Annotated in this window: 24 protein-coding genes; 14 read left to right on the top strand and 10 right to left on the bottom strand. The window is 72.7% G+C overall.

Annotated elements, in window-relative coordinates; all coding sequences use genetic code 11:
- Positions 1-3 precede the first annotated feature (3 nt).
- From N912_RS61270 to N912_RS0142800, 4 genes are all read left to right on the top strand, one after another.
- Positions 4-891: a MarR family winged helix-turn-helix transcriptional regulator gene (locus tag N912_RS61270; RefSeq protein WP_051581586.1), complete on the top strand. Its 888-nt coding sequence runs from the start codon at positions 4-6 to the stop codon at positions 889-891.
- A 114-nt stretch (positions 892-1,005) separates the two neighbouring features.
- The gene (locus tag N912_RS58240; protein WP_051581585.1) at positions 1,006-2,193 is read left to right on the top strand and encodes an LLM class flavin-dependent oxidoreductase; all 1,188 of its coding nucleotides are present in this window, start codon (positions 1,006-1,008) and stop codon (positions 2,191-2,193) included.
- Between the two features lie 18 nt (positions 2,194-2,211).
- A complete protein-coding gene (locus N912_RS0142805; RefSeq protein ID WP_211261596.1) occupies positions 2,212-3,246 on the top strand; it encodes an amidohydrolase family protein in 1,035 nt (344 codons plus the stop codon).
- The gene (locus N912_RS0142800; RefSeq protein ID WP_028927269.1) at positions 3,243-4,421 is read left to right on the top strand and encodes a dipeptidase; all 1,179 of its coding nucleotides are present in this window, start codon (positions 3,243-3,245) and stop codon (positions 4,419-4,421) included. The genes N912_RS0142805 and N912_RS0142800 overlap by 4 nt, the downstream gene beginning before the upstream one ends.
- A gap of 131 nt (positions 4,422-4,552) precedes the next feature.
- Here the strand turns inward: N912_RS0142800 and N912_RS0142795 are convergent, their stop codons facing one another.
- Entirely contained in the window at positions 4,553-4,987 is a 435-nt protein-coding gene (locus N912_RS0142795) for an Rrf2 family transcriptional regulator (protein WP_028927268.1), read from the bottom strand.
- Between the two features lie 127 nt (positions 4,988-5,114).
- Here N912_RS0142795 and N912_RS0142790 point away from each other — a divergent pair, with 127 nt between their 5' ends.
- On the top strand, positions 5,115-5,870 hold the full coding sequence (locus N912_RS0142790) for an SDR family NAD(P)-dependent oxidoreductase (protein ID WP_028927267.1): 756 nt from the start codon (positions 5,115-5,117) through the stop codon (positions 5,868-5,870).
- 12 nt (positions 5,871-5,882) lie between these two features.
- Here the strand turns inward: N912_RS0142790 and N912_RS58235 are convergent, their stop codons facing one another.
- Positions 5,883-6,920: an Lrp/AsnC family transcriptional regulator gene (locus tag N912_RS58235; RefSeq protein WP_037069541.1), complete on the bottom strand. Its 1,038-nt coding sequence runs from the start codon at positions 6,918-6,920 to the stop codon at positions 5,883-5,885.
- A 104-nt stretch (positions 6,921-7,024) separates the two neighbouring features.
- Here N912_RS58235 and N912_RS0142780 point away from each other — a divergent pair, with 104 nt between their 5' ends.
- The 4 genes from N912_RS0142780 (at position 7,025) to N912_RS61260 (ending at position 11,204) form a co-directional block, all read left to right on the top strand.
- A complete protein-coding gene (locus tag N912_RS0142780) occupies positions 7,025-8,419 on the top strand; it encodes an MFS transporter (RefSeq protein ID WP_028927266.1) in 1,395 nt (464 codons plus the stop codon).
- Between the two features lie 130 nt (positions 8,420-8,549).
- On the top strand, positions 8,550-9,407 hold the full coding sequence (locus N912_RS61265) for a polysaccharide deacetylase family protein (protein WP_051581583.1): 858 nt from the start codon (positions 8,550-8,552) through the stop codon (positions 9,405-9,407).
- Positions 9,404-10,321 (top strand): alpha/beta fold hydrolase, encoded by a 918-nt coding sequence (locus N912_RS0142765; RefSeq protein WP_028927265.1) that lies wholly within the window; start codon positions 9,404-9,406, stop codon positions 10,319-10,321. Before N912_RS61265 ends, N912_RS0142765 begins: the two co-directional genes overlap by 4 nt.
- The gene (locus N912_RS61260) at positions 10,311-11,204 is read left to right on the top strand and encodes an alpha/beta fold hydrolase (RefSeq protein ID WP_051581582.1); all 894 of its coding nucleotides are present in this window, start codon (positions 10,311-10,313) and stop codon (positions 11,202-11,204) included. The genes N912_RS0142765 and N912_RS61260 overlap by 11 nt, the downstream gene beginning before the upstream one ends.
- Here the strand turns inward: N912_RS61260 and N912_RS0142755 are convergent.
- The 4 genes from N912_RS0142755 to N912_RS58220 are packed head-to-tail and all read right to left on the bottom strand — an operon-like array spanning position 11,167 to position 15,031.
- Positions 11,167-11,532 carry a RidA family protein gene (locus tag N912_RS0142755; RefSeq protein WP_028927264.1) on the bottom strand — a complete coding sequence of 122 codons (366 nt, stop codon included), beginning with the start codon at positions 11,530-11,532 and terminating at the stop codon, positions 11,167-11,169. The genes N912_RS61260 and N912_RS0142755 overlap by 38 nt on opposite strands.
- On the bottom strand, positions 11,529-12,449 hold the full coding sequence (locus N912_RS0142750) for a pyridoxal-phosphate dependent enzyme (protein WP_028927263.1): 921 nt from the start codon (positions 12,447-12,449) through the stop codon (positions 11,529-11,531). The genes N912_RS0142755 and N912_RS0142750 overlap by 4 nt, the downstream gene beginning before the upstream one ends.
- A complete protein-coding gene (locus tag N912_RS0142745) occupies positions 12,446-13,786 on the bottom strand; it encodes an MFS transporter (RefSeq protein WP_051581581.1) in 1,341 nt (446 codons plus the stop codon). Before N912_RS0142745 ends, N912_RS0142750 begins: the two co-directional genes overlap by 4 nt.
- A 48-nt stretch (positions 13,787-13,834) precedes the next feature.
- On the bottom strand, positions 13,835-15,031 hold the full coding sequence (locus N912_RS58220; protein WP_051581580.1) for a M24 family metallopeptidase: 1,197 nt from the start codon (positions 15,029-15,031) through the stop codon (positions 13,835-13,837).
- Positions 15,032-15,231: 200 nt separating this feature from the next.
- On the opposite strand from N912_RS58220, the gene N912_RS0142735 reads away from it, so the two are divergent.
- Positions 15,232-16,167: a LysR family transcriptional regulator gene (locus tag N912_RS0142735; RefSeq protein WP_028927261.1), complete on the top strand. Its 936-nt coding sequence runs from the start codon at positions 15,232-15,234 to the stop codon at positions 16,165-16,167.
- 19 nt (positions 16,168-16,186) lie between these two features.
- Positions 16,187-19,453 (top strand): NACHT domain-containing protein, encoded by a 3,267-nt coding sequence (locus N912_RS0142730; RefSeq protein WP_028927260.1) that lies wholly within the window; start codon positions 16,187-16,189, stop codon positions 19,451-19,453.
- Here N912_RS0142730 and N912_RS61255 read toward each other — a convergent pair.
- The gene (locus tag N912_RS61255) at positions 19,440-20,447 is read right to left on the bottom strand and encodes an LLM class flavin-dependent oxidoreductase (protein WP_051581579.1); all 1,008 of its coding nucleotides are present in this window, start codon (positions 20,445-20,447) and stop codon (positions 19,440-19,442) included. The genes N912_RS0142730 and N912_RS61255 overlap by 14 nt on opposite strands.
- The gene (locus N912_RS0142720; protein ID WP_028927259.1) at positions 20,444-21,217 is read right to left on the bottom strand and encodes a GntR family transcriptional regulator; all 774 of its coding nucleotides are present in this window, start codon (positions 21,215-21,217) and stop codon (positions 20,444-20,446) included. The genes N912_RS61255 and N912_RS0142720 overlap by 4 nt, the downstream gene beginning before the upstream one ends.
- Positions 21,218-21,307: 90 nt before the next feature.
- Between N912_RS0142720 and N912_RS66860 the strand changes: the two genes are divergently transcribed.
- Genes N912_RS66860 through N912_RS0142710 form a run of 3 tightly spaced genes read left to right on the top strand, consistent with a single transcriptional unit; the run spans position 21,308 to position 23,345 of the window.
- On the top strand, positions 21,308-21,775 hold the full coding sequence (locus N912_RS66860; RefSeq protein WP_342670903.1) for a hypothetical protein: 468 nt from the start codon (positions 21,308-21,310) through the stop codon (positions 21,773-21,775).
- A complete protein-coding gene (locus tag N912_RS58210) occupies positions 21,757-22,539 on the top strand; it encodes a divalent metal cation transporter (RefSeq protein ID WP_342670902.1) in 783 nt (260 codons plus the stop codon). Before N912_RS66860 ends, N912_RS58210 begins: the two co-directional genes overlap by 19 nt.
- Before the next feature lie 11 nt (positions 22,540-22,550).
- Positions 22,551-23,345 carry a putative hydro-lyase gene (locus tag N912_RS0142710; protein WP_028927258.1) on the top strand — a complete coding sequence of 265 codons (795 nt, stop codon included), beginning with the start codon at positions 22,551-22,553 and terminating at the stop codon, positions 23,343-23,345.
- Positions 23,346-23,370: 25 nt separating this feature from the next.
- On the opposite strand, the gene N912_RS0142705 is transcribed toward N912_RS0142710, so the two are convergent.
- Positions 23,371-24,324, bottom strand: coding sequence for a phytanoyl-CoA dioxygenase family protein (locus tag N912_RS0142705; protein WP_028927257.1), 954 nt, complete (start codon positions 24,322-24,324; stop codon positions 23,371-23,373).
- Positions 24,325-24,340: 16 nt separating this feature from the next.
- Positions 24,341-25,585, bottom strand: a complete 1,245-nt coding sequence (locus N912_RS58205; RefSeq protein WP_051581577.1) for an MFS transporter — start codon at positions 25,583-25,585, stop codon at positions 24,341-24,343.
- Positions 25,586-25,600: the final 15 nt, after the last annotated feature.

Here is a 25,600-nt window from a genome sequence, read left to right as displayed (position 1 = left end):
CGAATGGCCGGCCTCCGCGACGATGCGGCGCACCTGTTGCGGGTGGCCCAGCAGCGCCACGTCGCGCTGATGGACCTCGCCGGCCGCGACTCCCTGACGCCCGTGCAGTACGCCGTGCTGCTCGCGCTGACCACCGCGCCGGGCGTCGACCAGCGGACGGTCGGCGAGTTGGCCTCGCTGGACAAGTCGACGGTCGGTGACGTGGTGAGCCGGCTGGTCCGGCGCGGGCTGGTGCGCCGGCACCGCGACCCCGCCGACGGGCGCCGCAAGCTGTTGCACGTCACCGACGACGCGCGGCGGACGGTGCGGGCCGAGGTCGAGCACCTCAAGGAGATCGACGCGCGCTTCCTGGCCCCGCTGCCGCCCCCCGAGCGGCACCGGCTGCTGCGCCGGCTGCGGGCGATCGCGTTCGCCGACCGGGTCGACCCGTCCACGACGATGACCGGCGGCGACCCGGCGGGCATCTCGATCGACGAGATCGCCTGGGCGTTCGGCCGGCTGGTCCGCATCTGCCACCAGACGCACACCGCGTACTGGGCGGAGGAGACCGGGAGGCGGGTCACCCCGGTCCAGTACTCGGTGCTCGGCGCGATGCGGGGGCGCGACGGGATCGACCAGCGCACGCTCGGGGAGCTGGTCGCGCTGGACAAGGCGACCAACGCGGACCTGGTGGCCCGGATGTGTGAACGGGACCTGCTCCGCCGGACCAGGGACGCCGGGGACGCCCGCCGGTACGCGCTGCGGCTCACCGAGGCCGGCGCGGCGGTGCGGGCCCAGGTCCAGCCCGGGGCCGACAGGGCGCTCGCGCGGCTGCTCGCCCCGCTGGGCGACGGCGAGCGGGCGGAGTTCCTGGCCGCGATGCGCGCGGTGACGTCCGCCGACGCCGGCTGAGCGAGTTCCGCAAGCCAGAATCGTCGATGCTCCACCTTGACTTAAATCCTCCGTATACGAACTAATGAACATGAGAGCGGCGCCGCGTCCATCCGACAAGGCCAGGAGATCCCCATGCACAACGGCTCCACACGCACGGTGAAAGAGCGGCGCCCGGACACCCAGCTCCGGTTCGGCCTCATGTGGCCGAACTCCCCGGCCCCCAACGTCACCTCGCGGGCCGTCGCCGACCGCAACCCCGACGTGCTCGACGTCGACCAGCACATGGCGCTGGCCCGCACCGCCGAGTCGATCGGCGTCGACTTCGTCTTCTTCGCCGACGGCTACACCCACCACGGGCCGGACAACGCGCGCGTCGGCCACGGCGAGCCCTGCATCGCCGCGCCCATCTGGGCGCCGGTGGTGATGGCGGCGACCCGGCACATCGGGGTGGTCACCACCATCCACACCCGGTACCACTCCCCGGCCGTGATCGCCCGGTTCGGCGCCAACCTGGACGTGCTCAGCGGCGGCAGGTGGGGCTGGAACGTGGTCCCCGGCGCGAACCCGGCCGAGTCCCGACTGCTCGGCCTGCCCGAGGACATCGACCACGACGACCGCTACGCGATGGCCGCCGAGACGATCGACGCGGTCCGGACGCTGTGGACGGCGAACGGCGAGCCGGTGGAGTTCGACGGGCGGTTCGTCTCGTTCTCCGGCACGCCCCGTGGCCCGTACCCGGTGCAGCGGCCGTGGCCGTTGCTGTTCAACGCCGGCGTGTCCCCGGCCGGGCAGGAGCTCATCGCGAACGCCTGCGACTACGCGTTCTTCGCCGTGGTGGACGACCTGGCGAAGGTGCGCGAGCCGGTGCAACGGCTGGCCGACCTGACCGAGTCCAGGGGCAGGTCACCGCTGGAGGTCAACATGGCCGGGTCGATCGGCGTGGTGGTCGGGCAGACTCACGCCGAGGCCCGGGAGAAGTACGAGTGGATCCGCGACTCGGTCGACCTGCCCGCGGCGCGCGGGTGGGCACGGGGCTTCCTCAGCCGCAGCCAGACCTACCAGTCCACCTTCGACAGCGCCGAGTTCGACCGGACCGCCCGCAAGATCGGGCTGGCCGCCGGCAGCCGCGTGCTGGTCGGCACCGCCGAGGAGGTGGCCGAGCAGCTTATCGACATCCACCGCGCCACCGGCCTGCGCGGGTTCATGCTGCTGGTGCTGCTCTGGGCCCCGGACGAGGTCGCCAAGCTGGCGGACGTCTTCCCCCACCTGCGCAAGGCCAACGTGTGGACGCCGCCGGCCGAGCGCGGCTGGTGCTGGTAGCGGGTGGAGGCCGACGGCATGACCGACCCGATGTGTCGCCTGCGTCCGGACGAGGTCGAGGCCGCCCTCGACGACCCGGTGTCCGGCCGGCGGGCGCTGCCCGCGTTCGACGTGCACGTGCACTACCTGCCCCCGAGGTACCGCTCGCTGGTCGTTGCGGCGGGCATCGACCACCCGGACGGGCACCGCGCCGGCCTGCCGGGGTGGAGCGCGGCCGCGCACGTCGAGCACCTCGACCGGCTGGGCATCCAGACCTCGGTGGTGTCCATCTCGACGCCGGGGGTGCGGCTCGGCGACGGGCACGAGGTGGCCAGGGTGGCCAACGAGGGCGGCGCCGAACTGGTCGGTGAGCATCCAGGCCGGTTCGGATTCCTCGCCGCGCTGCCCGTCCCGGATGTCGACGCGGCGCTGGCCGAGATCGAGTACGCGTTCGACGAGCTGGGCGCCTGGGGCGTGAGCCTGCTGAGCAACGTGGCGGGCGTGTACCTCGGGGACGCCCGGCTCGAACCGGTGTTCGCCGAGCTGTCCCGCCGCAACGCCGCCGTGCTGCTGCACCCCACCGGACCCTCGCGGGCGGTGCCCGGCGTGCTGGACGGCTGGCCGCGCCCCATGTACGAGTACTTCTTCGACTCCACCCGCGCCGTGATCAACCTGATCATGTCCGGCACGCTCGCCCGCAACCCCGGGGTCCGGCTGATCGTGCCGCACGCCGGCGCCGCGCTGCCCGCGCTCGCCCAGCGCATCGCCCGCAACGTCTGGACCGTCAACGCCGGCCTTGCGGCCGATCGCGAACCGATCCCGGAATTCGTGGCGTCGCTGCGCCGCTGCTACTTCGACCTCGCCGGCAGCGTGGTGCCCTTCCAGCTCCCCTCGCTGCGCGCGCTGGTCGGCGTGGACCGGATGCTCTACGGCAGCGACTACCCGTTCACCCACGCCGAGCTCAGCGCCGAGCTCAACGCCGACCTGCGCACCACCGACCTGTTCACCGAGCCGGAGCGGCGCGCGGTGCTGCGCGACAACGCGACCGGGCTGTTCCCGGAGCTCGGGCTATGAGGTACGACGGCTACACCTCGTTCTCGTACCTCACCCCGGGGCGGGACTACCGCGCCTACGACCTCGCGCCGGAGCTGAACCGGGTCGCTCCGTACGACCTCGGTCTGAGCGAGGACCAGGCGGCGCGAGCCGAACGGCTGCTGCGCGAGTCGATGGTGATCAGCCTGCACGACCATCCGCAGGTCTATCCGGCAGACCTGCGCGACGGCGTGGACTACGCCCACCGGGGCCGCACCCCGCTGGCCTACCTCGGCCTGTCCCGCTCCGGCCTGGACGCCGTGTTCGACAACCTGGCCGGGCCGACCGGGTGCATCACCAGCCACTACGGCTGGACCTGGACCGACGTGCTGCACGACATCGGCATGCGGCTGGCCGACGTGGCCCACCAGGACTACGTGACGATCGCCCGCACGGTCGCCGACCTGCACGCCGCGCGCGCCGACGGGCGGCTCGCCCTGGTGCTCGGCCTGGAGGCGGCGACGCCGATCGAGAACAACATCGACCGGCTGGACCTGCTCTACGGCTTCGGCGTCCGCCAGCTCGGGGTGGTCTACAACGAGGCCAACCTGCTCGGCGGCGGACTTGCCGAACCACGCGACGGCGGGCTCACCCGGTTCGGCCGGCGCGCCGTCGAGCGGATGAACAAGCTCGGCATGGCGATCGATCTCTCGCACGCCGGCGACCGCACCTCGATGGACGCCATCGCGGCGTCCGAGCGACCGGTGCTGATCACCCACGCCGGCGCCCGAGCCGTGTGGCCGACCGAGCGGATGAAGCCCGACCACGTGCTGCGTGCGCTCGCCGAGTCCGGCGGGCTGCTGGGCATCGAGGCCGCACCACACTCGACGCTCTCCCCCGCCCACCCCCGGCACTCGATCGAGTCGGTGATGGACCACTTCACCTACTGCGTCGAGCTGATGGGCATCGAACACGTCACCTTCGGCCCGGACACCCTGTACGGCGACCACGTCGCGGTGCACCACGCGTTCGCCCACCTGTTCGCCGCCTCGAAGCACCCGACGGTCGAACGGGTGCCGTACTGCGCCGGGATGGAGAACCCGACGGAGAACTTCCGCAACGTGATCGGCTGGCTGGTCAAGCACGGCTACCGCGACGACGAGATAGCCATGGTCGTCGGCGGCAACACCCTGCGCGTGCTGAACCAGACCTGGTAACCGACCACAACCGACCGCGGACCAGCAAACGCCCAGCTCAGAAGCCGTGAGTGGTTAGAGGTGCCATAGCACCTCTAACCACTCACGGGTGGTGACCAGGGGAAACGAACTGACGGGGTTCGGCGCCCGGGCTAGCGCGGTACCGCGAGGACGTCGCGGAGCACGTCCTCCATCGTGACGCGAGCCAGCTCGGCCCTCAGCGTCTGCTCGATGCCCCCGTAGATGCCCTGCATCGCCGGTTGGATGCCGTGGCCCACCACGCACCCCTGGTCCGGGGTGGCGCGGTGCATCGCGAACAGCGGACCGGCCTCGACCGCGTCGTACACGTCGAGCAGCGTGATCGACTCCAGCTCGCGCGCCAGCGACCAGCCGGCGCCCACGCCGCGCCGGGACTCCACGAGCCCGGCCTTGCGCAGCTCCCCAAGGAGCCGCCTGATCACCACGGGGTTGGTGTTCGCGCTGGTCGCGATCTGCTCGGACGTGGCCACCTCGTGGCCCTGGCGCTGGTAGAGGCTGATCCAGGCCAGCGCGTGAGCGGCGATCGTCAACCTGCTGTTGGCGCTCACGAACCCTCCCCACGGCCGTAACGCACCATGTTACGACCGCCCTGTCGTAACAACAACAGTTGCAACAGATTGTCGTAACAACTAGTGTTACGACTACTGAATGATCGCAACGACGAGGTGGGAAGCAATGAACGAACCGCTCACTGGCAAGGTCGCCCTGGTCACCGGGGGGTCCCGCGGACTGGGGGCCGCCACCGTCAGGCTCCTGGCCGAGCAGGGCGCCGACGTCGGGTTCACCTACGTCAGCTCGCAGATGCAGGCACAGGCCGTCGTCGACGAGGTGCGCGGCACCGGCGCGAAGGTCGCGGCCTTCCGGTCCGACCAGGCGGACACGAGCGGGGCGCCGGCGCTGATCGACGAGGTGGTCGCGTACTTCGGCGGCCTGGACATCCTCGTCAACAACGCGGCGATCTCGCCGGAGCAGGGCCGCACGGTGGACGACCCGGACGCCGACACGGCCGCGCTGGACCGCATGCACGCCACGAACTACCTGGGCGTGATCGCGATCATCCGGGCCGCCTCCCGGGTGCTGCGCGCGGACGGCCGCATCATCACGGTGAGCTCGGGACTGGGCAGCCGGGTCGGCATCCCCGGCGTCGCGGACTACTCGGCGTCCAAGTCCGGGATCGAGCGGTACACCATGGGCGTCGCCCGCGACCTCGGACCGCGGGGCATCACGGCCAACGTGGTGGAGGCCGGGCTGATGGAGACCGGGATGGAACCGCCCAACCCCGAAACCCTCAAGGCGCTGCTCAGCTCGCTGTCGCTGCAGCGCATCGGCCATCCGAGCGAGATCGCCGCCGCGATCGCCTTCCTGGCGAGCCCCGCCGCCTCGTACGTCACGGGCGCGGTGCTGGACGCCCACGGCGGCTACAACGCCTGACCCGAGGGCGGGCTACCTGTCGTCCGGGAGTGACGACCACACGTTGGTCGGCACCACGCCCCAGGGGCGGCCGGCGCGGTCGAGCATGTGCCCGGCGAGCTTCATCGTCTCCAGCAACACCGTGCGCTCGTCGACCACCAGGTCCGGCAGCAGGTCGGTGAGCCGCCGCTCGACGGCCTCCAGGTCGGCCAGCTGGCGCAGCCACAGCACGAAGGCGAGGTTGCGGGTGCCGCTCACCGCGCCGAGCAGGCGCACCTCGGGGACCTCGCGGCGGATCCGGCCGACCGGCGCGGCGCCGTCGCGTCCGCCCGAGGCCCACAACACCACCGACGCCGACCAGCCGAACGCGCGCTGTGCGATGTCGCAGCGGGGGACGACGGCCCGCGCGGCGAGCAGCACGTTCAGCCGCCGTCGCGCGGTGCTGGCGCTCACCTCCAGCCGCTGGCCCAGCTCCCGGTAGCTGACCCGGCCGTCGCGCACCAGCTCGTCGAAGATCCGCTGGTCCTCGGCGGCGAGCACGCCCTGGCGCCCGGCCGCGTTCGCCGGGGCGTGGTCGGTGAGCAGCCGGGTGCGCTGGGCCGGGCTCAACGCCCGCAGCTCCCAGGTGGCGCCGGGCAACAGCAGGTCGGTCACCACGTGGGTGCGCATGGCGCGCACCCCGTCGATCCGCGCGATCCGCTCGGTCAGGTAGTAGCCCAGGTCGTCCAGGCCGGTGGTGTAGACGGTGACGTAGAGGTGGTACTGGCCGGTGCACGCATAGATCGTCTGGACCCTCGGCTCCTCGGCGAGCAGCCGGCCGATGTCGACGGTCCGCGCCGGAGCGCAGTCCAGCTCGACGAACGCCATCACGAAGTCGTGCGCCGCCGCGGCGGGCAGCACGGCGGTCACCCGCGCGGCGCCCCGCTCACGCAGCCGTTTCCAGCGCCGGGCCAGGGTGACCGGGTCGACGTCGAGCAGCGGGCCGAGGTACTCCCAGGACGCCCGGGGCGCGAGCTGCAGGGCGTGCACCAGCGACTGGTCCACCTCGTCCGCCACGAACGATTCCTGCACGCGACCGCTCCGCCACAGACGTATCCGGAGTTTTCCCTGCCACTTCCCGCCGCCCGGCTAGCGTCGACCGCCGATCCCCGGCACAACCGAAGGAGGTTCCCGGGATGACGGCCACCGCGGACGACGTCCGCCCAACGTATAACACCGCGTGGTGGGCGCAGCGGCGCTACCAGATGCTGACCACGAACTGGCTGACCTACTTCGTCAACTATCTGGACCGGGTCAAGACGTCCGCGCTGCTGCCGTTGATGGCCGCCTCGCTGGCGCTGAACACCGCGCAGCTCGGCTGGATCCTGTTCGCGTTCTACCTGACCTACGCGCTGTCCCAGCCGCTGGCCGGCTATGTGACGGACGTGCTCGGCGCCCGGCGGTCGCTGGCGTTGTCGGCGGCGGCGTTCACCACGTTCACCTGGACGATCGCGTTCACCCACACCTTCACCGACCTGCTGGTCCGCAATGCGATCTTCGGGTTCACGCTGGGCTTCGAGTACACGGCGGCCTCCCGGCTCATCGCCATGTGGTTCCCGGCCCGCACCCGGGGCCGCGCGCACGCGATCCACCAGACCGGCAACACCGCCGGCGCGATCATCGCCCCGCTGGTCGCGGTGCCGCTCGCCGAGGCGACGGGCTCCTGGCGGTGGCCGTTCGTGATCATCTCCTTCTTCGGGCTGCCGCTGCTCGCGCTGATCCACCGCTACGTGTTCGACCGCCCGGAGAACAGCCCCCGGGTCTCGCGCGCCGAGCTGGTGACCATCTACGGCTCGGGCGGCGCGGACCGGGTCGGCACCGTGACCGACCCGACCCGGGCCCGCTCGGCCGACGAGCTGCCGCCCGGCGAGCGCCCGATCTCCTACCGCCAGGCGCTGGGGAACCGCAACGTGGCGCTGCTGGCCTCGGCGATGTTCTTCGCCTCGTTCGAGGTGTGGGGGCTGTCGTCCTGGCTGCCCACCTACGGGGTGCAGCAGCTCGGCATGCCCCTGTTCACCGCCGGCGCGATGGCGTCGGTGTTCTGGGCCGGCACGGTCCTGGGCACGCTGGCCGGGGGCGCGCTGTCGGACACGGTGTTCGGGCTCAAGCGCACCCCGGTCTGGCTGCTCGGCGGGATCGTCGCGGCCGCCGCGATCGTGGCGGCGGCCCTGCTGCCGAGGGGGGTGCCCGCCGGCGTCCTGTTCGCCCTGCTCGGGATCGCCGGGTTCTTCGCCATGTGGTCCCCGCTGGCCGTGCTCACCCCGGCCTACGTCGCCGAGCTGCTCACCCCCGGGGTGGTCGGGCGGGTGGCCGGCGCGACCATCTTCGTCGCCAGCATCGGCAGCGCGTTCGCCCAGCCGCTCGCCGGCATGCTGGTGCTGCACGGGCCGGACGGGCCCCAGTACTGGCCGGTGTTCCTGGCCTTCGCCGGCGCCGCCGCGCTGTCCGCGCTGTGCTGCTTCGGCCTGGTCGAGCCGTCGCTACGCCGAACCTACCTCGGACACCTGCTCGCCGGCGCCAGGAACAGGTAGGAGGAACCATGCCGTTCGCGACAGCCGTGCTCGTGGCCTGCCTGGCCGTCACCCTCGCCACCCTGGTGATGCTCGGCATCGTCTGGCGACAGCGCTGAGAGCCCCGAAGTCGATCAGTAGAGGAGCGTTCATGCCACGGCCCATCCGGCCACGCCGCCCCCGCACCGTGCACTGGCCCGACGGGGCGACCATCGCGGTGTCGGTCAGCGTCGCCTTCGAGAGCTTCGAACGGCACAGCCAGTACCGCCAGGAGTACCGGGACGGCGGGGTGGACCACTTCTCGCTGTCGTTCGGCGACTACGGTGCGCGCGCCGGCGTGTGGCGGCTGCTCGACCTGTTCGCCGAGCAGGACGTGCCGGTGGGCTTCTCGGTGTCCGGGCTCGCCGCTCGAGCGCACCCCGGGGTCATCGAGGCCATCCGCGCCGACGGCCACGAGCTGGTCGCGCACGGCTGGGCCAACGACATCGTGATGGCCCAGGACCTGGAGACCGACCGGGAGCTGGTGCGGCGCACGCTGGACGCGATCGGCGACGCGGCGGGCGGGCAGCGGCCGAGCGGCTGGTCCGGCCCCGGCAACCAGGGCTCCCCCGACACCCAGCGCGTCCTCGTCGAGGAGGGCCTGCGCTGGACCGGCGACGACGCCAGCGACGACCTCCCGTTCGTGGTCGACGTCGACGGGCGGCCGCTGGTAGTGCTGCCGAAGACCAACATCGCGGCCAACGACCTGGTGCAGTGGATGATGCCGGCCAACGGCCCCGACGTGTTCCTGGCCGGCTTCACCGACACCTTCGACACCCTCTACGCCGAAGGCGTGGCCGGCGCCCCCGGCTGGGCGGAGATCGTCGTGCACTGCCACATGGGCGGCCGGCCGGCGTTCGTCCCGGCGCTGCGCGCCGCGCTCGCCCACGCGCGACGCCATCCCGGGGTCTGGTGGGCGCGCAAGGGCGAGATCGCCGAGTGGGCGCTCGACCAGGGGTTCCGGCGGTGAGCATCCCGAGCTACCCCGGCGTCGGCCCCGGCCGCTACGTCACCGTCGGCGACCGACGCACCTGGTACGCGGACGCCGGCACCGGCATCCCCGTGGTCTACGTGTACGGCGGCAACTTCGGCCCGGTCACCCAGGCCGGGGGCTCCAACGCCGCCGCCTGGTCGACCACGTTCGCCGAGCTGGCGCGCACGCACCGGGTGATCGCCTACGACAAGCTCGGCCACGGCTTCTCCGACAGCCCCGGCACCGAACCGGACGACTACACGATGGCGGCCGTCGTAGGGCACCTGGTCGACCTGGTCGAGACGCTGGACCTCGGGGCCGTGCATCTGGTCGGCCACTCCCGGGGCGGCTACATCGCCACCCGCGCCGCGCTGCTGCGCCAGGACCTGGTCCGCTCCCTCACCGTGGTCAGCTCCGGCACGCTCAGCCCCGGCGTGGGCACCAACGCCGTCGCGCTGGCCGGGTGCCCGTACCCGCCCGACACCCGCGACGCCAAGCGCTGGGTGAACCAGCGCTACTGCTACGACCCCGACACCGTCACCGACGAGTGGCTGGACGCCACCTACCTGACCATGAACGCCGAGGGCTACCGGGCCGCCCGCGACACGGTGGTCGCCGGCCGCCTGCTCGAGCGCGTGTTCTGGCCGCGGCTCGCGCGGGAGAAGCGGGAGACGATCGGCTGGCTGGCCGAGGGCCGGCTGCAGCGCCCCACCCAGATCATCTGGGGCCGCGACGACCGCACCGCCCGGGTCGACCTGGCGTTGGACCTGTTCCGCACGGTCAGCGCGCACGAGCGCGACACCACGCTGTCCATCGTGAACAGGTGCGGGCACTTCCCCTACCGCGAGCATCCCGCCTGGTTCAACGAGGTGCTGCACGCCTTCGTCACGAGGATCGACCATGCCTACTGAGCCCACCGTCGGCACGGTCACCGTCGGCGCCCACCAGGTCCGGGTGCTGCGCGCCGGCGCGGGCGACGCCGCGATCCTGCTGCTGCACGGGGGCGTGCCCGGAGCCACCCCGTACGCCGCCTGCGCCGACCTGTGGCGTCCGCTGCTCCCGGCGCTCGCCGGTGAGCACGCCCGGGTCATCGCCCCCGACCTGCCCGGCGCCGGCGGGACCGTGCCGTCCGACCCGTCCGCGTTGACCGTCGCCGGCCAGGCCGACCTGGTCGCGGGCCTCGCCGCGCGCCTCGGCGTCCGCCGCGCCGCCGTCGTCACCCACGCCGACGCCGATCTGGTCGGGCTCCTGCTCGCCCGCCGCCGGGGAACCCCTGTCTCCTCGCTCACCCTGGTCTCCCCGACCGGCGCGCTGCCCACCGGGGACATGCCGGAGAACCTGACGCTGCTGCATCCGCCGAGGCCGATGTGGTCGACCGGCTCGCAGCGGTGGGCGCTGGAGCGGCTCTCGCGCCGGCCGGAGCACGTCACCCCGGAGCTGCTCGCGCTGCTGGCCGAGCACGCGGCCGGCGCGGCACACGCCACCGCCCTCGGCTGGCAGGACGACTTCGACGTGGCCGCCGACGTCCGCGCCGACCGGATCGCCGCCGCCAACGCCGTCTACGGCCATGCCCGCGACCAGGGGTTCGCCGTCCCGATCACCCTGCTCGCGGGCGCCGCCGACCCGTTGGTGGACCTCGACCGCCTGGCCGTGCTGGCGGACATCCTCGCCACCACGCCCGGCGAGCTCGACCTGCGCGTGCTCGGCGACTGCGGCCACTTCCCGTTCCGCGAGCAGCCGCACAGGGCCGCCGACGTCATCCGGGGATCACGGCGGTGGCCTCGATCTCGATGAGCTCGCCGGCGGGTAGGCCCGCGACGCCGACGGTGGTGCGCGCGGGGTGGCGGTCGCCGAGGGACGCCGAGTACGCCCGATCGAACTCCGTGAACACGCCGGGGTCGGGCAGGCCCACGAGGTAGCAGGTCATGCGGACGACGTCGTCGAGGGTGGCGCCGTGGGCAGCGAGGACGGCCGCGATGTTGGCCACCGCCCCACCGGTCTGCTCGGCGAGGTCTCCCAGGTCACCGAGGGCGTCCTCGCCGGTCTGCCCCGCGACGAACAGCCAGTCGCCTCGGCGCACCGCGAGGGCGTAGTGCCCGGAGGGCGTGGGGGTGGTCGTCATGGTTCCTTCCCTTCGTCGGGGGCGTCGGCGCGCCCGGTGAGCACCACCGCCACCCGGCGACCGGTGACGCGAGGCAGCAGCGCCGCGCCCGCCGCCGCGGCGGGTTCGACGCGATGGCCGGCCGCGTGCAGGGCGCCGGTGGCGGCAAGCAGGTCGTCGTCGGAGACCAGAACCAGCTCGTCGATCACCTCTCGGCACACGGCGAAGCTGAAGCGGTTGTCCGCACCGAGATCACCCATCAGGGACGTGGCCACCGTGCTCTCCTCGGCGACGGCGACCGGGCGCCCCGCCGCCAGCGACCGCGCCATCGCCGGAGCCCGCTCGGCGCCCACGCCGACCAGCCGCACCCCGGGGTACCGGCCGCGCAACGCCAGCCCCACCCCGGCGGCCAGCCCCCCGCCGGAGACCGGGACGACCACCACGTCCAGGTCCGGCAGGGCCTCCCCCAGCTCCAGGCCCAGCGTGCCCTGACCGGCGATCACCTCCGGGTCGTCGAAGGGCGGAACGAAGACCTGCCCGCGCTCCACAGCGGCCGCCTCGGCCCGCGCGATCGCCTCCGCCTGGTCCGCCGCGCGACGATCGACGCGAGCCCCGGCCCGTTCCAGGGCGCGCACCCGGGACGCGGCCACCCCGCGAGAGACGAACGCGGTGACGCCCAGCCCCTCGGCCCGCGCGACATGGGTGACCGCCCGCGCATGGTTGCCGGTGGACGCGGTGGTCACCGCGGTCGCGCCTCGGTGCGCGGCGGCCAGCACGGCATTGGTCGCGCCACGGATCTTGAAGCTGCCGGTGGGCTGCCGGTACTCACACGCCCACCACACGTCGGCACCGGCCCGCTCCAGGGCGACCAGCCGCGTCCGCCCGGCCAGCCGCGCGCGGGCGGTGAGGATGTCGTCGAGACCGGGTAAGGAGGTCACGGGACCTCGTCCAGGGAGATCCGGTTCCGTTCCTCGGCGAGCGCGGCCGCGACGATGGTGGCGACGGCGGCCACGGCCAGGTAGACGGCCACCGGAACCCAGGAGTCGAACGCGGCGAAGAGCCCGAACGCCACGGTCGGCGCGATGCCGCCGCCGATGACCCCGCCGAGCTGGTACCCCACCGACACGCCGCTGTAGCGGACGTTCGTGGTGAACCGCTCGACGTGGAAGGCGGCGTGACCGGACGACACAATCGCCTGCGCCACCAGCCCGCCGCAGATCGCGACCATGATCGGGACCGTGCCCCTGGTGCCGAGCAGCGGGAAGAACGCGAAGCCCCAGGCGCCGGCCGCGACCGCGCCGAACACGTACACCGGCCGGCGGCCGATCCTGTCCCCGACGATCGCGCCCAGCGGGATCACGATCATCTGCAGCGCGTTGCCGACGATCACCGCCGAGAGGGCCACGTCCGAGGAGACGCCGAGCGCGGTGGTGAGGTAGGCCAGCGAGAACACGGACACCACGTAGATCGTGACGTCGGAGGACATGCGGCTGCCGATCGTGATCAGCAACGCCTTCCGGTGGTCGGTCAGCACCTGGCGCAGCGGGCTGCGCTCCCGGTTGGTGGCGCTGAGGTACCGGCGGAGCTGCTCGGTCTCCACCATGCGCAGGCGCAGGTAGTAGCCCAGGACGACGAGCACGGCGCTGACCAGGAAGGGCACCCGCCATCCCCACTCGCGGAAGGCGGCCTCGGGCAGGGCGGCCGACATCAGGCCGACGGCGCCGAGCCCCAGCAGCTGGCCGGCCGGCGCGGCCCACTGCGCCCAGCTCGCGACGAACCCGCGCCGGCGCGGTCGCGCCGCCTCCGCCATGACGATGGTCGCGCCGCCGTACTCGCCGCCGAGGCCGACACCCTGGACGAAACGCAGCAGCACCAGCAACGCCGGCGCGACCAGCCCGGCCGAGGCGTAGGTCGGCAACAGCCCCATGGCGAGGGTCGCGCCGCCGGCGAGCACCAGCGAGACCCGGAACGCCACCAGCCGGCCGTGCCGGTCACCGATGTGGCCGAAGACGATCCCGCCCAGCGGCCTGCCGAGGAACCCGACCGAGAAGGTGCTCAACGACAGCAGGATGCCCGTCATCGGGGTCACGTCGGGGAAGAACAGCCGGTTGAACACGAGCGCGGCCAGCGTGCCGAACAGGAAGTAGTCGTACCATTCGAGCACCGTTCCGGCGGTCGCGCCGACGGTGACCTTGACGGTCTCCGCCCTGGTGAGCGTGGGTGTTGTGCCGCCCGGCCGGGTGTCCACGGACGGGCGGTGGCGTGCCGTGCTCATGCTGATGGCCTCCTTGCGATCAGCTCGGCTGCGTCGGGGTGCTCGGCGTCAGGTGCCCAGCCGCGCCAGCTCACGCGCGGCGGTGGTCAGCGGCTCCGGCCGGTCGTCGGTGACCAGGACGGTCTCGCTGAAGACGTACCCGCCCGTGTTGGGCGTCCAGACCCCCAACATGACGTGGAAGGTCATGTTGGCCTCGATCGGCGTGCGGTCGTTGGGGAACAGCGACGCGGCCCGCTCGCTCCACGAGCCGGACGGGTAGCCGATCCCGATGGTGTAGCCGATCCGCGAGTCCTTGGTGACGCCACGCCCCTGGGTGGCCTTGGTCCACGCCTCGGCGACGTCACGACATTCGCGGCCGGGACGCAGCTCGTCGAACGCGGCCAGGTAGCCGTCCAGCACGACCGAGGCGGTGTCGACCAGCTCGGGCGAGGGCCGGCCGAGCACGTAGCCGCGGGACAGCGCCGAGTGGTAGCGGTGCCGGCAGCCGGCGAGCTCCAGGTTCACCGGCGTGTCGGCGGCGAAGGGCGCGTCGCTCCAGGTGAGGTGCGGGGAGTCCGTCTGCCGCCCGGTGGCGATGTTGGGGGTGATCGGGATGTCGCCGCCGAACTCGGGCAGCCCGGTGAGCAGGGCGTGGTAGATCTCGGCCATCGCGTCGCACTCGCGCACGCCGGGGCGGATCACCTCGGTTGCCCGTTCCATCGCGCGCATCGCGATCTGGCCGGCCTGGCGCATGTAGGTCAGCTCGGCGTCGGACTTGACAGCGCGCAGGCGGTTGACGATCCCGGTGCCGTCGGTGACGGTCGCCGACGGCAGGTGGTCGGTCAGGCCCCGGTAGCCGCGCGGGGTGAAGCTCAACGCGTCGGTCTCCACCGCGAGCCGTCCGCGCGCGGGGAGGCGGGCGGTGATGAGCTCGGCCACGAAGTCGAAGGCGTGCACGCCCGGGTCGGTGACGTAGGTGTCCGGGTACCCGATGATGCGGTCCGGCGGGAGGTGCGTGGTCCAGGTCGCGCACGGCACGTCGATGTCACGTCCGAACCAGACCGGCTCGGGGTCCTCGGTGGTGACCAGGACCGCCTGCGGCGTGTAGTACGACCGCGACTCGTAGCCGGTGAGCCAGTTGATGTTCGCCGGATCGATGACGAGCAGCGCGTCGACGTCCCGCTCGGCCAGGCGCCGCCGGAGCCGGTCCGCGCGGTCGCGGTATTCGGCAACGGAGAATGCTGGCTTTCGACTACCGTCATTCATCGGTTTCTCTCCGCATCTCGACAACCGTGTTCGGAACAGTGTCGTACGCGTACACCAGCACGTCTATTGAATGTTCTAGACCATTACTGTGCGAGCAGCTCGAACAATCCAGTTCTGCCACCAGGGATTTCCATGGCAATGCGCGATCGATCGTTTCGAGAGATCGAACTGTTGGCGGCTCGCCGCCGTACCATCCCCATATGATCGATCCCCGGCTGCAGACACTGCGAGTGCTCGAGCACCACGGGAATGTCACCCGGGCGGCGGCCGCGTTGAACGTCAGCCCGTCGACGGTGTCACACCAGCTGCATCAGCTTTCCCGTGACCTCGGTGTGCCGCTGCTGCAGCCGGACGGACGAGGGGTTCGGCTCACCTCCGCCGCGCGGGTGGTGATCGCGCACGCCAACGTCCTGTGCGAGGAATGGGAACGCGCGCGGGCCGAGCTCGCCTCGCACACCGCCGGCGAACCCACCGAGCTGCGGCTGTGCGGCGTGTCGAGCGCCATCGCCGGGTTCCTCGCGCCGACGGCCGCCCTGCTGCGGTCCAGGTACGCCAAGACGACGGTGGCCGTGCACCAGGCGAGCTGCGCCGGATCCTTCGCCCTGCTGCTCGCCGAACAGGCGGACGTGGCGGTCGTCCTGTCCACCGCGGACAACCCGCCCACCGACGACGTGCGGTTCGAGCAGCAGGTGCTCCTGGACGACCCGGTGGACCTGCTGGTCCCCCGCTCGCACCGGCTCGCCGAGCGCGCGGGCGTGGCGCTCACCGAGGCCGCGCGCGAGCCGTGGATCCAGGATCCCGACCGCGCGGACCAGTACGACCTGATCCGCACCGCCTGCGCGGCGGCCGGGTTCACGCCTCGGATCGTGCACCGCGCGACGGAATGGTTCGCGATCTCCGCGCTGGTCTCCCACGGCCTCGGCGTGTGCATGCTCCCCCGGCTGGTCCCGGTGCCGCCCGAGCACGCCGTGACCCGGGTACCGCTGCACGGCACCGTCCGGCCCTACCGGCGGATGATCACCGCCATCCGCCGGGGCTCCGGGCGACAGCCGGCGGTCTCGGCCGGTCTCGACGCGGTGCGCGCGGTCGCCTCGGACGTGATCCGGGAGAAGAAGCTGCGCACGGCCTTCGAATGAACGGCGATAGGGTGCGCCGGTGAGCGGGTTGGAGGCCCCCGCGCTGGCGCTGGGCGCCTCGGTGGTGCGTGCCGTGGTCAAGGTCTGGGTCGGTGACCGAAGTGTTGCCGCCGACGTGTCCGCGCGGGCGGTGGACATGCTGGCCGACCGGGCGGCCGGGGCGGTCGAGCGGCGGCGGCTGCGGCGGATGTTCGAGGAGATGGAGGAGGTCGTCGCCCAGCGGTTGGGTCCACTGCTGGAGCGCGAGTTCGCCGGGCTCGCCGATCACGAGAAGCGGGCGGCGGTCGAGGCCGCGCGGGAGACGTTCGACCGGGCCGCGCTCGACGACGAGGACCTCTTCGCGGCCGACCTGGACGCCGGCTATCTCTACGGCCACCTGGTGCGGGCGGTGCCCGGTATGGCCGGCCGGTCGTTGCTGTCGGCCGACGCGGCGGAGTTCTACGACCGGCTGCTGCGCGAGTGCTGCGCGTACCTGGTGCGGATCACGACCACGTTGCCCCGGTTCCAGGCCGGCGTGCTCACCGAGCTGCTGCGCCGCGACACCGAGACCCTCGAGCTGGTGCGTGAGGTGCTCGCCCGGATGCCGGCGCGTCGCGGCGTGCACGACTTCGAGGCCGACTACCGGCTCCAGGTCACCAACGCGCTGGACCGCATGTCGCTGTTCGGCGCCACCGTGTCCGAGCCGAGCCGCCGCTACCCGCTCTCGGTGGCCTACCTGAGCCTGCGCGTCGACCTCGGGGACGCCGTCGAGCGCCCTGCGCCGGAGGAGGACAGCGACAGGGACACCGACACCGACCCCGACGCCGGTGTCGGCGGCGAGACCTCGCCTCGGCGCGTCGACGAGCTGCTGCCGGTGGCGCCCCGGCTGTTGGTGTTGGGCGAGGCGGGTTCGGGCAAGACCACGCTGTTGCAATGGATCGCGGTGCGCTGCGCGGCCGGTGCGGTCACGCCGTTCCTGATCCGGCTGCGCCGCTACGTCGACGCGCCGCTGCCCGCCCCGGAGGGTTTCCTGGACGAGGTGGGCCGGCACATCGCCGAGGAGATGCCGCCGGGGTGGGTTCACCAGCGGTTGCGCGGCGGCGAGGCCATCGTTCTCGTCGACGGCGTCGATGAGCTGCCCGAGCAGCGCCGAGGCGAGGTCCGCGACTGGCTCACCGAGTTGATCACAGCGTTTCCGGCCGCCCGGTTCGTCGTCAGCTCCCGCCCGGCCGCGCTCGACCCCGGCTGGCTGCGCGGCGCGGAGTTCGTCCACGCCCGGCTGCAGCCGTTGGCGCCCGGCGACGTCCGGGCGCTGATCGGCGGCTGGCACGACGCGGCACGCGCGCAGTGCGTCGACGACGACGAACGACGCGCCCTCGACGACTACGAACGCCAACTCGTGGAGGCCATCGGCTCCCGCACCGCGCTGCGCCGCCTCGCGCGGACCCCGTTGCTGTGCGCGCTGTTGTGCGCGCTGCACCGCGACCGGCACGGCCAGCTGCCCGCCAACCGGATGGAGCTCTACGAGATCACGCTGCACATGCTGCTGGAACGCCGCGACAAGGAACGCGGGCTGCGCTCACCGGAACGGCTCGGGCGCATCGAGAAGACCCTGCTGCTGCAGGATGTGGCGTACTGGCTGGTCCGCAACGGCTTCTCCGACGCACCCACCGCCAGGGTGGCCGAGCGGATCGCGACCAAGCTCGGTTCGATGGCCCAGATAGGCGAGGACGCCGACGTCGTGTTCCGGGCGCTGGTCGAGCGCAGCGGCCTGCTGCGCGAGCCGGTCGCCGGGCGGGTGGACTTCATCCACCGCTCGTTCCAGGAGTACCTGGCCGCCAAGGCCGCGATCGACGCCGACGACATCGGTGTCCTGGTCGAGAACGCGCACCGCGACCAGTGGCGGGAGGTGGTCGTGATGGCGGCCGGGCACGCCTCCCGCCGCCAGCGCGAGGAGCTGCTCACCGGCGTGATCAGGCGCGAGGACACCCCCACCGACGGTCGTCGGCACCGCCAGCGGCTCGCGCTGCTCGGGGCGGCCTGCCTGGAGACCTCGCCGGAGCTCGGCGACGCGCTCCGCGCCGAGATCCGCAGCCGGGTCAGCCGGCTCCTGCCTCCCCGCGACGGCAACGCCGCCCACGCGGTTGCCGGGGCCGGCGAGTTCGTACTCGACCTGCTGGCCGCCTCGCACCCCAGGTCGGCAGGCACGGTCGAGGCCACCATCGCGGCCGCCGGCCACATCGGCGGGGACGCCGCCATGCCGGTCATCGCACGGTTCGGCGCCGACCCCCGCCCCACCGTGGTCCGCCAGCTGCTGGAGGCCTGGCCCCGGTTCGACCCCGCCCGCTACGCCGAGACCGTGCTGGCCGACTCGCCGCTGCTCGACGGGTCGCTGCGGATCGACGACCCCGACCTCATCCCGGGCTTGGTCCATCTTCGCGCGCTGCGCCACCTCGAATGCCGTTTCCACCGGCCGCACGGCGACCTGGCCTTCGTCGCCGACCTGGCCGAGCTGGACTCTCTGTTCGTCACCGACCCGGCCGCGCTCGACCTGTCCCCGCTGGCCCGTACCCGCCTGCGGCGGCTCGCGCTCGCGCCCGGCCCCCGTGCCCAGCCCCCGCCCGTCGACCTGGCCGCCCTGCGCGAGCTCGACACCCTCACCCGGCTCGACCTGCTCTTCGCCAGCGTCGGCCGGGCGCACCTCGCCCGCCTCCCGCACCTGTCCGCGCTGCAGCTCTCCCACCTCGGCGACGCCGCCGCCCTCGATGAGCTGCGCGCGCTCACCGACCTCACGATCGTCGGGCTGCGCGACATGACCGGCCTGCGCGACCTCACCCCGCTGGGCTTCCTCGACGCACCCGAATGGTTCGGCCTGCACAACTGCCCCGACCTCACCGACATCAGCGGACTGCGGAACTGGGCCGGGCCGCTCCGGCGGCTGTGGCTGCGCGACTGCCCACGGCTGGACCTACGGCGGCTGCCCGACCTGCCGGCGCTGGACTTCCTCGACCTGTCCGGGTCCGAGGTCACGGACCTGACCCCGCTCGCCCAGCTCCGCCAGGTGCAGACCCTGCGGTTGGCCCATCTCTCCCAACTGCCCGACCTCGCCCCGCTGCGCGCGCTGCCCCACCTGAGCCGGCTGTGGCTCTACAACAGCGGCGACGTCGACCTGAGCCCGCTGGCCGGCATGCCCGGCCTGACCGTCTTCGCCAGCCGGCACCAGCACCTGCACGGGTCCGGCCAGCTCGGCCCCGCCAGCTCGATCGAACGCCGCGGCTCGGTCAGGCCCCGGGTCAACCGCCGATAAGCCCTTCCCGAGCCAGCCTCGGCCCGATCACCTTGCCGAACGCCGTGACGTCCGCCTGGGGCAGGTCGTACCCGGTTTCGGCGGTGTGCGACGGGAAGAGGAACACGTGCCGCACCCCGGACTCCTGGTTCGCGGCCAGCAACCGGTCGGCGCAGTACTCCGGCGGCCCGAACAGGCCGAACGCGTCGCACACCCGAGCCGCCAGTTCCGGGGACAGCTCGGCCGGGTCGTGCCCGGCGGGGATGTCGATGCCGGCGGCGCGCAGCCAGCGCAGGTTCGCCCCGCTCGGGTAGCTCAGGAACGGGGTGCCCGGCCGGAACCAGCGGCGTGGCCACTCCCGCGCGGTGTCGAAGGGCTCGATCGCGGTGGGCACGATGAAGATCTCCCGCACGGTGGCCGGGTCTCGACCGGCCCGCGCCGCGCCGGCGCGCACGTGCGAGCGGGCCGCCTCGATGCCGTCCGGATGCAGGCCGACCAGCATGGCCACGCCGTCCGCGACCTCGCCCGCCAGCTCCAGCAGCCTCGGGCCGGCGGCCAGGACGAAGATCTCCGGCGCCACGCCCGCCGCGTTGTTCATCCAGATCTCCCGGCCCTCGACGGTGGCCGGTTTCCCGGCGAGCAGCCGGCGCAGGGCGGTCACCGTCTCCCGCAGCCGCTGGACCCGGCCCTGAGGCTGCCCGGCCTTCTCCACGGACAGGAAGCCGGGGGCGAGCGTGAGCATGATCCGGCCGGGGGCGATCTCGGCGAGTGCGTTGGCGGTCGCGGCCAGCACCAGCGGGTGCCGGGTGACCGGGTTGGTGGTGGCCGGATAGAGCGTCAGCGCGCGGGTACGGGCGGCGGCCAGGGTGAGCGCGGCGTACACGTCCCGACCGGAGTGGTGGTGGTCGTGCACGCCCACGCCGTGGAAGCCGGCGTCCTCGCAGGACGCGATGAACTCGGCCAGCTCGGGCAGCGGCCGCCCCACCGGCACCCGGATGTCCACGGCGACGCTCATGACCGCTCGTCCAGGTGGCTGCGGATGACCGAGAAGCACAGGTGGTCGTCGTTGACGTGGGCCACGGTCACCGCGACCGGGCGCTCGTCGGCCTGGATGTGGGTGTGCCGCAGCCGCAGCACCGGCCGGGTCGCCGGCAGGCGCAGCCGGGTGGCCACCTCCGGCGGCGCGAGCACCGGGCGGACCTCGGCCACCGAGTAGCACACCGGGCGGCCCAGGTGCGTGCGCACGAACTCGAAGGTCGACCGGGTCGCGTCCAGGGTCTCCGGCGACCGGTCCCGACCGCCGGCCAGCAGCCGCACCGGTACCAGGTCGACGGTGTGCACCGCCGGCGTGTCGCCGGCGTGGAAGACCCGCTCGATGCGCAGGCCGGGCTCGCCGGCGGGCAGTTCGAGGGACGCCGACACCTCGGCGTCGAGCGGCACGACGCGTTGCTCGGCGATGTGTACCGACGGCTGGGCGAGCAGGTCCAGGAACGCGCCGGCTTCCGCCAGGTTGGCGCGGATGCCCACCGCGTGCCGGTTGATGAAGGTGCCCCGCCCGTGCAGCCGGCGGATCCGGCCCTCCTCCTGCAGCGACTGCAGGGCCGAGCGCAGCGTGGGCCGGCTGACCCCCAGCGCGGCGGCCAGCTCCGCCTCGGAGGGAAGACGCGTCGTGCCCTGCGCGCCGAGCCTGGCGACGAGCTCCCGCAGCCGGCCCCTGACCTGGCCGTAGCAGTCCGCACTGACCGCCTCGACGAGGATCGCCGGCGCCGGTGTCGAAGTGGTCACGCACTCTCCTACTGCCGCTGGCCATAGAAAGGTCTGACGTCTAACTTAAGCGCAACGGTAGAAAGGGCAACCCCGACTCCCGGGAGTGAGATGGGCGGCACGACCAGGACCACCGAGCCGTCCGGGCCGCGCAGCTGGCTGCGGGTGCCGCCCCTGCTCGGCGCCGCCGTGCTGATGGCGATGAGCGCCGCCGGGCCGGGCTTCATCACCCAGACCGCCTCGTTCACCGTCCTCTACCAGGCCTCGTTCGCCTGCGCCGTGGTCGTCTCGATGGTGATCGACGTGGCGGTGCAGCTGAACGTGTGGCGCATCCTGGGCGTCTCCGGGCAACGCGCCCAGGACCTCGCCGCGAAGGTCTTCCCCGGCGCCGGCCAACTGCTGACCACGTTCGTCGTGCTCGGCGCGGTGGTGTTCAACATCGGCAACGTGGCCGGCGCGGGGCTGGGGCTGCACAACCTGCTCGGCGTGGACAGCGGCTCGGCGCGGCGGTCAGCGGCTGCCTGGCCATCGCCATCTTCCTGGCCAGGTCGGTGTTCGTCGTGTTCGACCGGGTCATGATCGTGCTCGGCGTCGTCAAGATCGGGTTGATCATCGCACTGGTCGCGGTCACCGCGCCCCCGCTCGACCAGGCGGCGGTGGGCACCGTGGCCCCGCACGGGCTGCCGCTGCTGCCCATCCTGACCCTGATCGGCGGCACGGTCGGGGGGTTCATCACGTACTCCGGGGCGCACCGGCTGATCGACGCCGGCGTCACCGGGGTGGCCAACGTGGCGCGGATCAACCGGGGCGCGCTCACCGGCGTCCTGGTCGCCTGCGTGCTGCGCATCGTGCTGTTCCTCGGCTTCTTCGGCGTCGTGGCCACCGGGGCACACCTCGCCAACGCGAACGACGCCGCCGGCTCCAGCTTCCTGGCCGCGTTCGGCCCGGTGGGCCTGCACCTGTTCGGGCTGGTGTTCTGGGCCGCCGGGATGACCAGCACGATGGGCAACTCGTACACCACCGCCACCTTCCTGCGCACCTACCTGGCCCCGGTCCGCCGCCACTTCAACCGGGCGGTGATCGTGCTCATCGGCCTGGCCACCGTGGTCTTCGTGGTGGCCGGGCAGACCCCGCAGGCCATGCTCGTGTTCGCCGGCGCGATCAACGGGCTGGTGCTGCCGGTCGGGCTCGGCATCATCCTGTGGGTGGCGCTGCGCCGGCGCGACCTCATCGACGGCTACCGCTACCCGAAGCTCCTGCTCGGCTCCGGGATAGCGGCCTGGCTGTTCACCGCGTACGCCGCGGTCCTGTCCATCACCTCCATCGCATCGATCTTCCAGTGAGGCAGACGACCATGCCCTCCACCCCGACCGCCACCCCGAGCGCCGACCCGGCCGAGGCGCGCGCCCGGTTCCGCGACGGCGAGCGCACCCCCACGGCGGGCTGGGCGCCCGGCTACGCCCAGGCCAACCTGATCATCGTCCCGCGCGACTACGCCTACGAGACGCTGCTGTTCGGGCAGCGCAACCCCAAGCCCTGCCCGATCATCGACGTCACCGACGCCGGCAGCCCGCACCCGTCCGTCGCGCCGAACGCGGACCTGCGGGTGGACCTGCCCGCCTACCGGGTCTGGCGCGACGGCGAGCTGGTCGACGAGCCGGCCGAGATCACCCGGTACTGGTCGGACGACCTGGTCAGCTTCCTGATCGGCTGCAGCTTCACCTTCGAGACCCCGCTGGTGGCGGCCGGGCTCGAGCTGCGGCACATCGCCGAGGGCGGCAACGTGTCCATGTACCGGACCAACCGCCCGTGCCGCCCCGCCGGGCGCCTGTCCGGGCCGATGGTGGTCTCCATGCGCCCGATCCCCGCCGACCGGGTGGCCGACGCGGTGCGCATCAGCGGACGGTTCCCCTCCGTGCACGGCGCGCCCGTGCACGTCGGCGCGCCCGAGGCGCTCGGCATCGCCGACCTGTCCGTCCCCGACTTCGGCGACCCCGTGGACATCCGCGACGGCGAGGTGCCGGTGTTCTGGGCCTGCGGGGTGACGCCGCAGGCGGCGATCATGGCCTCCCGGCCGCCGTTCGCCATCACCCACGCGCCCGGCTACATGTTCGTCACCGACATGCCCGACCACGTCTACGCGGTCTGAGCGCGGCCGCCTCGACGACGAGCGGTCAGGCGCAGGCCGGTGAGTCGGCGTCCCAGCGGTTGAACGCCGCCGGTGGGTCGGCCGCGAGCCGCGCCCGCGCGGTCCGCCACATCGCCGCCCACGCCTCGGGGTCGCGTACCTCCGTGTCCGGGCGGGTGGCGCAGCGGGCCACGAACGGCGGGAACATCGGCCGGCCGGTGGGCTGGCCGACCGGTTGGTAGCGCAGGTCCATGCTGATCCGCACCTGGTCGGAGGTGGTGTTGCCCAGCGAGCTGTGCACGGTGCGGGGGTGCATGAGCAGCACGCTGCCCGCCCGCATCGGCAGCGTGACCGCGTCGCCGTCGTCCACCCGCCGGTCCGGGATGTGCGCGCCGCGCCGGATCGACGGGCAGTGGGTGCGCAGCTCGCCGCCGCGCGGGGTGGGGATCACCCGCATGCAGCCGTTGTCGACGGTGGCCTCGTTGATCGGTACCCAGACCGTCAGCACGTTCGACTCGTCGGCCTCGGAGAGGATCACCCCGTTGTCCTGGTGCCAGGGGATCTGGGCCATCTGGCCGTCACCGTTCTCGATCGTGCCCTCCGGCAGCTTGATGCGCACGTGTCCCACCGGGCTGACCAGGATGTCCGGGCCGACCAGCGCCGAGGCCAGGTCGAGCAACCGGGGGTTGGTCAGCAGCCGGAAGCAGGCCGGGCCCAGGTGCATGGGCGTGTCCGAGCGGATGCCGGCCTGCGGCAGGCTGATGTCGAAGTGCTGCGACAGGCTGGCACCGTGCTCGCGGGTGATCCGGATCAGCCTCGGCCCGAACGGCAGGTCGGCGTGCGTGTCCCGGATCGACCCGGCCGCGTGCAGCGTGGCGGTGACGCGGTCGAGGACCTCGGCGTACTCGTCCAGGATCGGTTGGAGGTCGCGGCCGGGATCGAGGACGTCCTCGACGACCGTGTAGCCGCGCTCGTCCAGTTGTTGCGCCACCCCTGGCATGTCTGTCTCCTCCCATTCATCCGGCGGTCGCACGCTCCAGGTTCCGTAGCCGGGAGATCGCGCCGAAGGCGAGCATGCACAGGCCGCCGGCGGCGCAGATCCCGGCGGCCAGGCCGAACGTCAACGCCCAGGACCGGGTCCGGTCGAGGATCCAGCCGACGATGAACGGCGCGGCGATCCCGGCGCAGTTGGACACGAAGTGCACGAAGCCGACCACGCCGCCGTACCGGACGGCCGGCACCAGGTCGGCGATGATGGCGAAGTACTGGGCGCCGGTGAGGTACATGAAGAACAGCACGCCGGACATCAGCAGCACCGCCGAGGCCAGGTTCGAGGCGGTCATGGACAGGCCCATCAGCAGGGCGGTGACCAGCAGGCTGACCACGATGATCGCCTTGCGGGCCTCCGGCGGCCGCCCGGTGCGGCGGGCCAGCCAGTCGGTGACCATCCCGCCGGCGACCAGGCCGAGGAACCCGACCACCCACGGCACCGCGCCGGCCCAGGCCAGCTCGGACAGGCTCACGTGCTGGGCCTGCAGCAGGTACACCGGGAACCAGGACAGGAACGTGTAGAGCACCCAGGCGTAGCCGAAGAACGCGAACCCGGTGCTCCAGACCAGCGGCTCGCGCAGGTAGCGGCGCACCGGCGGCGCGTCGTGCGCCCGGTCCGGGTCCGGGGCGCCGCCGGCCCGGTGCGGGACGATCTCGTCGCGCTCGGCCCGCGAGACCCACGGGTGCTGTTCCGGCGTGTCGCGCACCACGACGAACCAGCCGACCGCGAACAGCAGCCCGACCCCGCCCAGGATGAGGAAGGCGAGCCGCCAGTTGTTGTGGCTGGCCTCCAGGATCCCCACCACGATCGGGGAGGCGACCGCGGCGCCCAGCGGGGTCGAGGCGTTCGCCACGCCCAGCGCCCGGCCCAGCTCCCGCTGCGGGAACCAGTTCGACATGGTCTTCGCCGTCACCGTCGCCTGCGGTCCCTCGCCGAAGCCGAACAGGAACCGGACGACGAGGAAGCTGACGAACCCGGCACCGGCCGCGGTCAGCGCGGTGAAGGTGGACCACCAGGCCAGCGCGGTGCCCAGCACCAGCCGGGGTCCGAGCTTGTCCGAGAGGTGGCCGCCGATCCAGTTGAACGGCGCATAGCCGAAGAAGAAGACGCTCAGTATCACGCCGAACTCGGCGTTGGAGAACCCGAACTCGGCGATGATGAACGGCGCCGCGACGCTGATCGCGCTCCGGTCGGCGTAGTTGAGCCCCAGGCACGCCGAAGTCGG

Source organism: Actinospineispora acaciae DSM 45401, from assembly GCF_000620785.1.
Classification (GTDB): Bacteria; Actinomycetota; Actinomycetes; order Mycobacteriales; family Pseudonocardiaceae; genus Pseudonocardia; species Pseudonocardia acaciae.
The sequence above is the reverse complement of the archived record's forward strand: the minus strand, read 5'-3'. Positions and strand labels throughout refer to the sequence as shown.

Bases quoted from the DNA above. Each gene is read 5' to 3' on its own strand.
- N912_RS0142805 (WP_211261596.1), top strand. From the start codon at position 2,212: ATGACCGACCCGATGTGTCGCCTGCGTCCGGACGAGGTCGAGGCCGCC.
- N912_RS0142735 (WP_028927261.1), top strand. From the start codon at position 15,232: ATGATCGATCCCCGGCTGCAGACACTGCGAGTGCTCGAGCACCACGGG.
- N912_RS58240 (WP_051581585.1), top strand. From the start codon at position 1,006: ATGCACAACGGCTCCACACGCACGGTGAAAGAGCGGCGCCCGGACACC.
- N912_RS0142790 (WP_028927267.1), top strand. From the start codon at position 5,115: ATGAACGAACCGCTCACTGGCAAGGTCGCCCTGGTCACCGGGGGGTCC.
- N912_RS0142705 (WP_028927257.1), bottom strand. From the start codon at position 24,324: ATGCCAGGGGTGGCGCAACAACTGGACGAGCGCGGCTACACGGTCGTC.
- N912_RS0142745 (WP_051581581.1), bottom strand. From the start codon at position 13,786: ATGAGCACGGCACGCCACCGCCCGTCCGTGGACACCCGGCCGGGCGGC.
- N912_RS0142800 (WP_028927269.1), top strand. From the start codon at position 3,243: ATGAGGTACGACGGCTACACCTCGTTCTCGTACCTCACCCCGGGGCGG.
- N912_RS61255 (WP_051581579.1), bottom strand. From the start codon at position 20,447: ATGAGCGTCGCCGTGGACATCCGGGTGCCGGTGGGGCGGCCGCTGCCC.
- N912_RS58220 (WP_051581580.1), bottom strand. From the start codon at position 15,031: ATGAATGACGGTAGTCGAAAGCCAGCATTCTCCGTTGCCGAATACCGC.
- N912_RS0142755 (WP_028927264.1), bottom strand. From the start codon at position 11,532: ATGACGACCACCCCCACGCCCTCCGGGCACTACGCCCTCGCGGTGCGC.
- N912_RS61270 (WP_051581586.1), top strand. From the start codon at position 4: ATGGCCGGCCTCCGCGACGATGCGGCGCACCTGTTGCGGGTGGCCCAG.
- N912_RS0142780 (WP_028927266.1), top strand. From the start codon at position 7,025: ATGACGGCCACCGCGGACGACGTCCGCCCAACGTATAACACCGCGTGG.
- N912_RS66860 (WP_342670903.1), top strand. From the start codon at position 21,308: ATGGGCGGCACGACCAGGACCACCGAGCCGTCCGGGCCGCGCAGCTGG.
- N912_RS61260 (WP_051581582.1), top strand. From the start codon at position 10,311: ATGCCTACTGAGCCCACCGTCGGCACGGTCACCGTCGGCGCCCACCAG.
- N912_RS0142710 (WP_028927258.1), top strand. From the start codon at position 22,551: ATGCCCTCCACCCCGACCGCCACCCCGAGCGCCGACCCGGCCGAGGCG.
- N912_RS61265 (WP_051581583.1), top strand. From the start codon at position 8,550: ATGCCACGGCCCATCCGGCCACGCCGCCCCCGCACCGTGCACTGGCCC.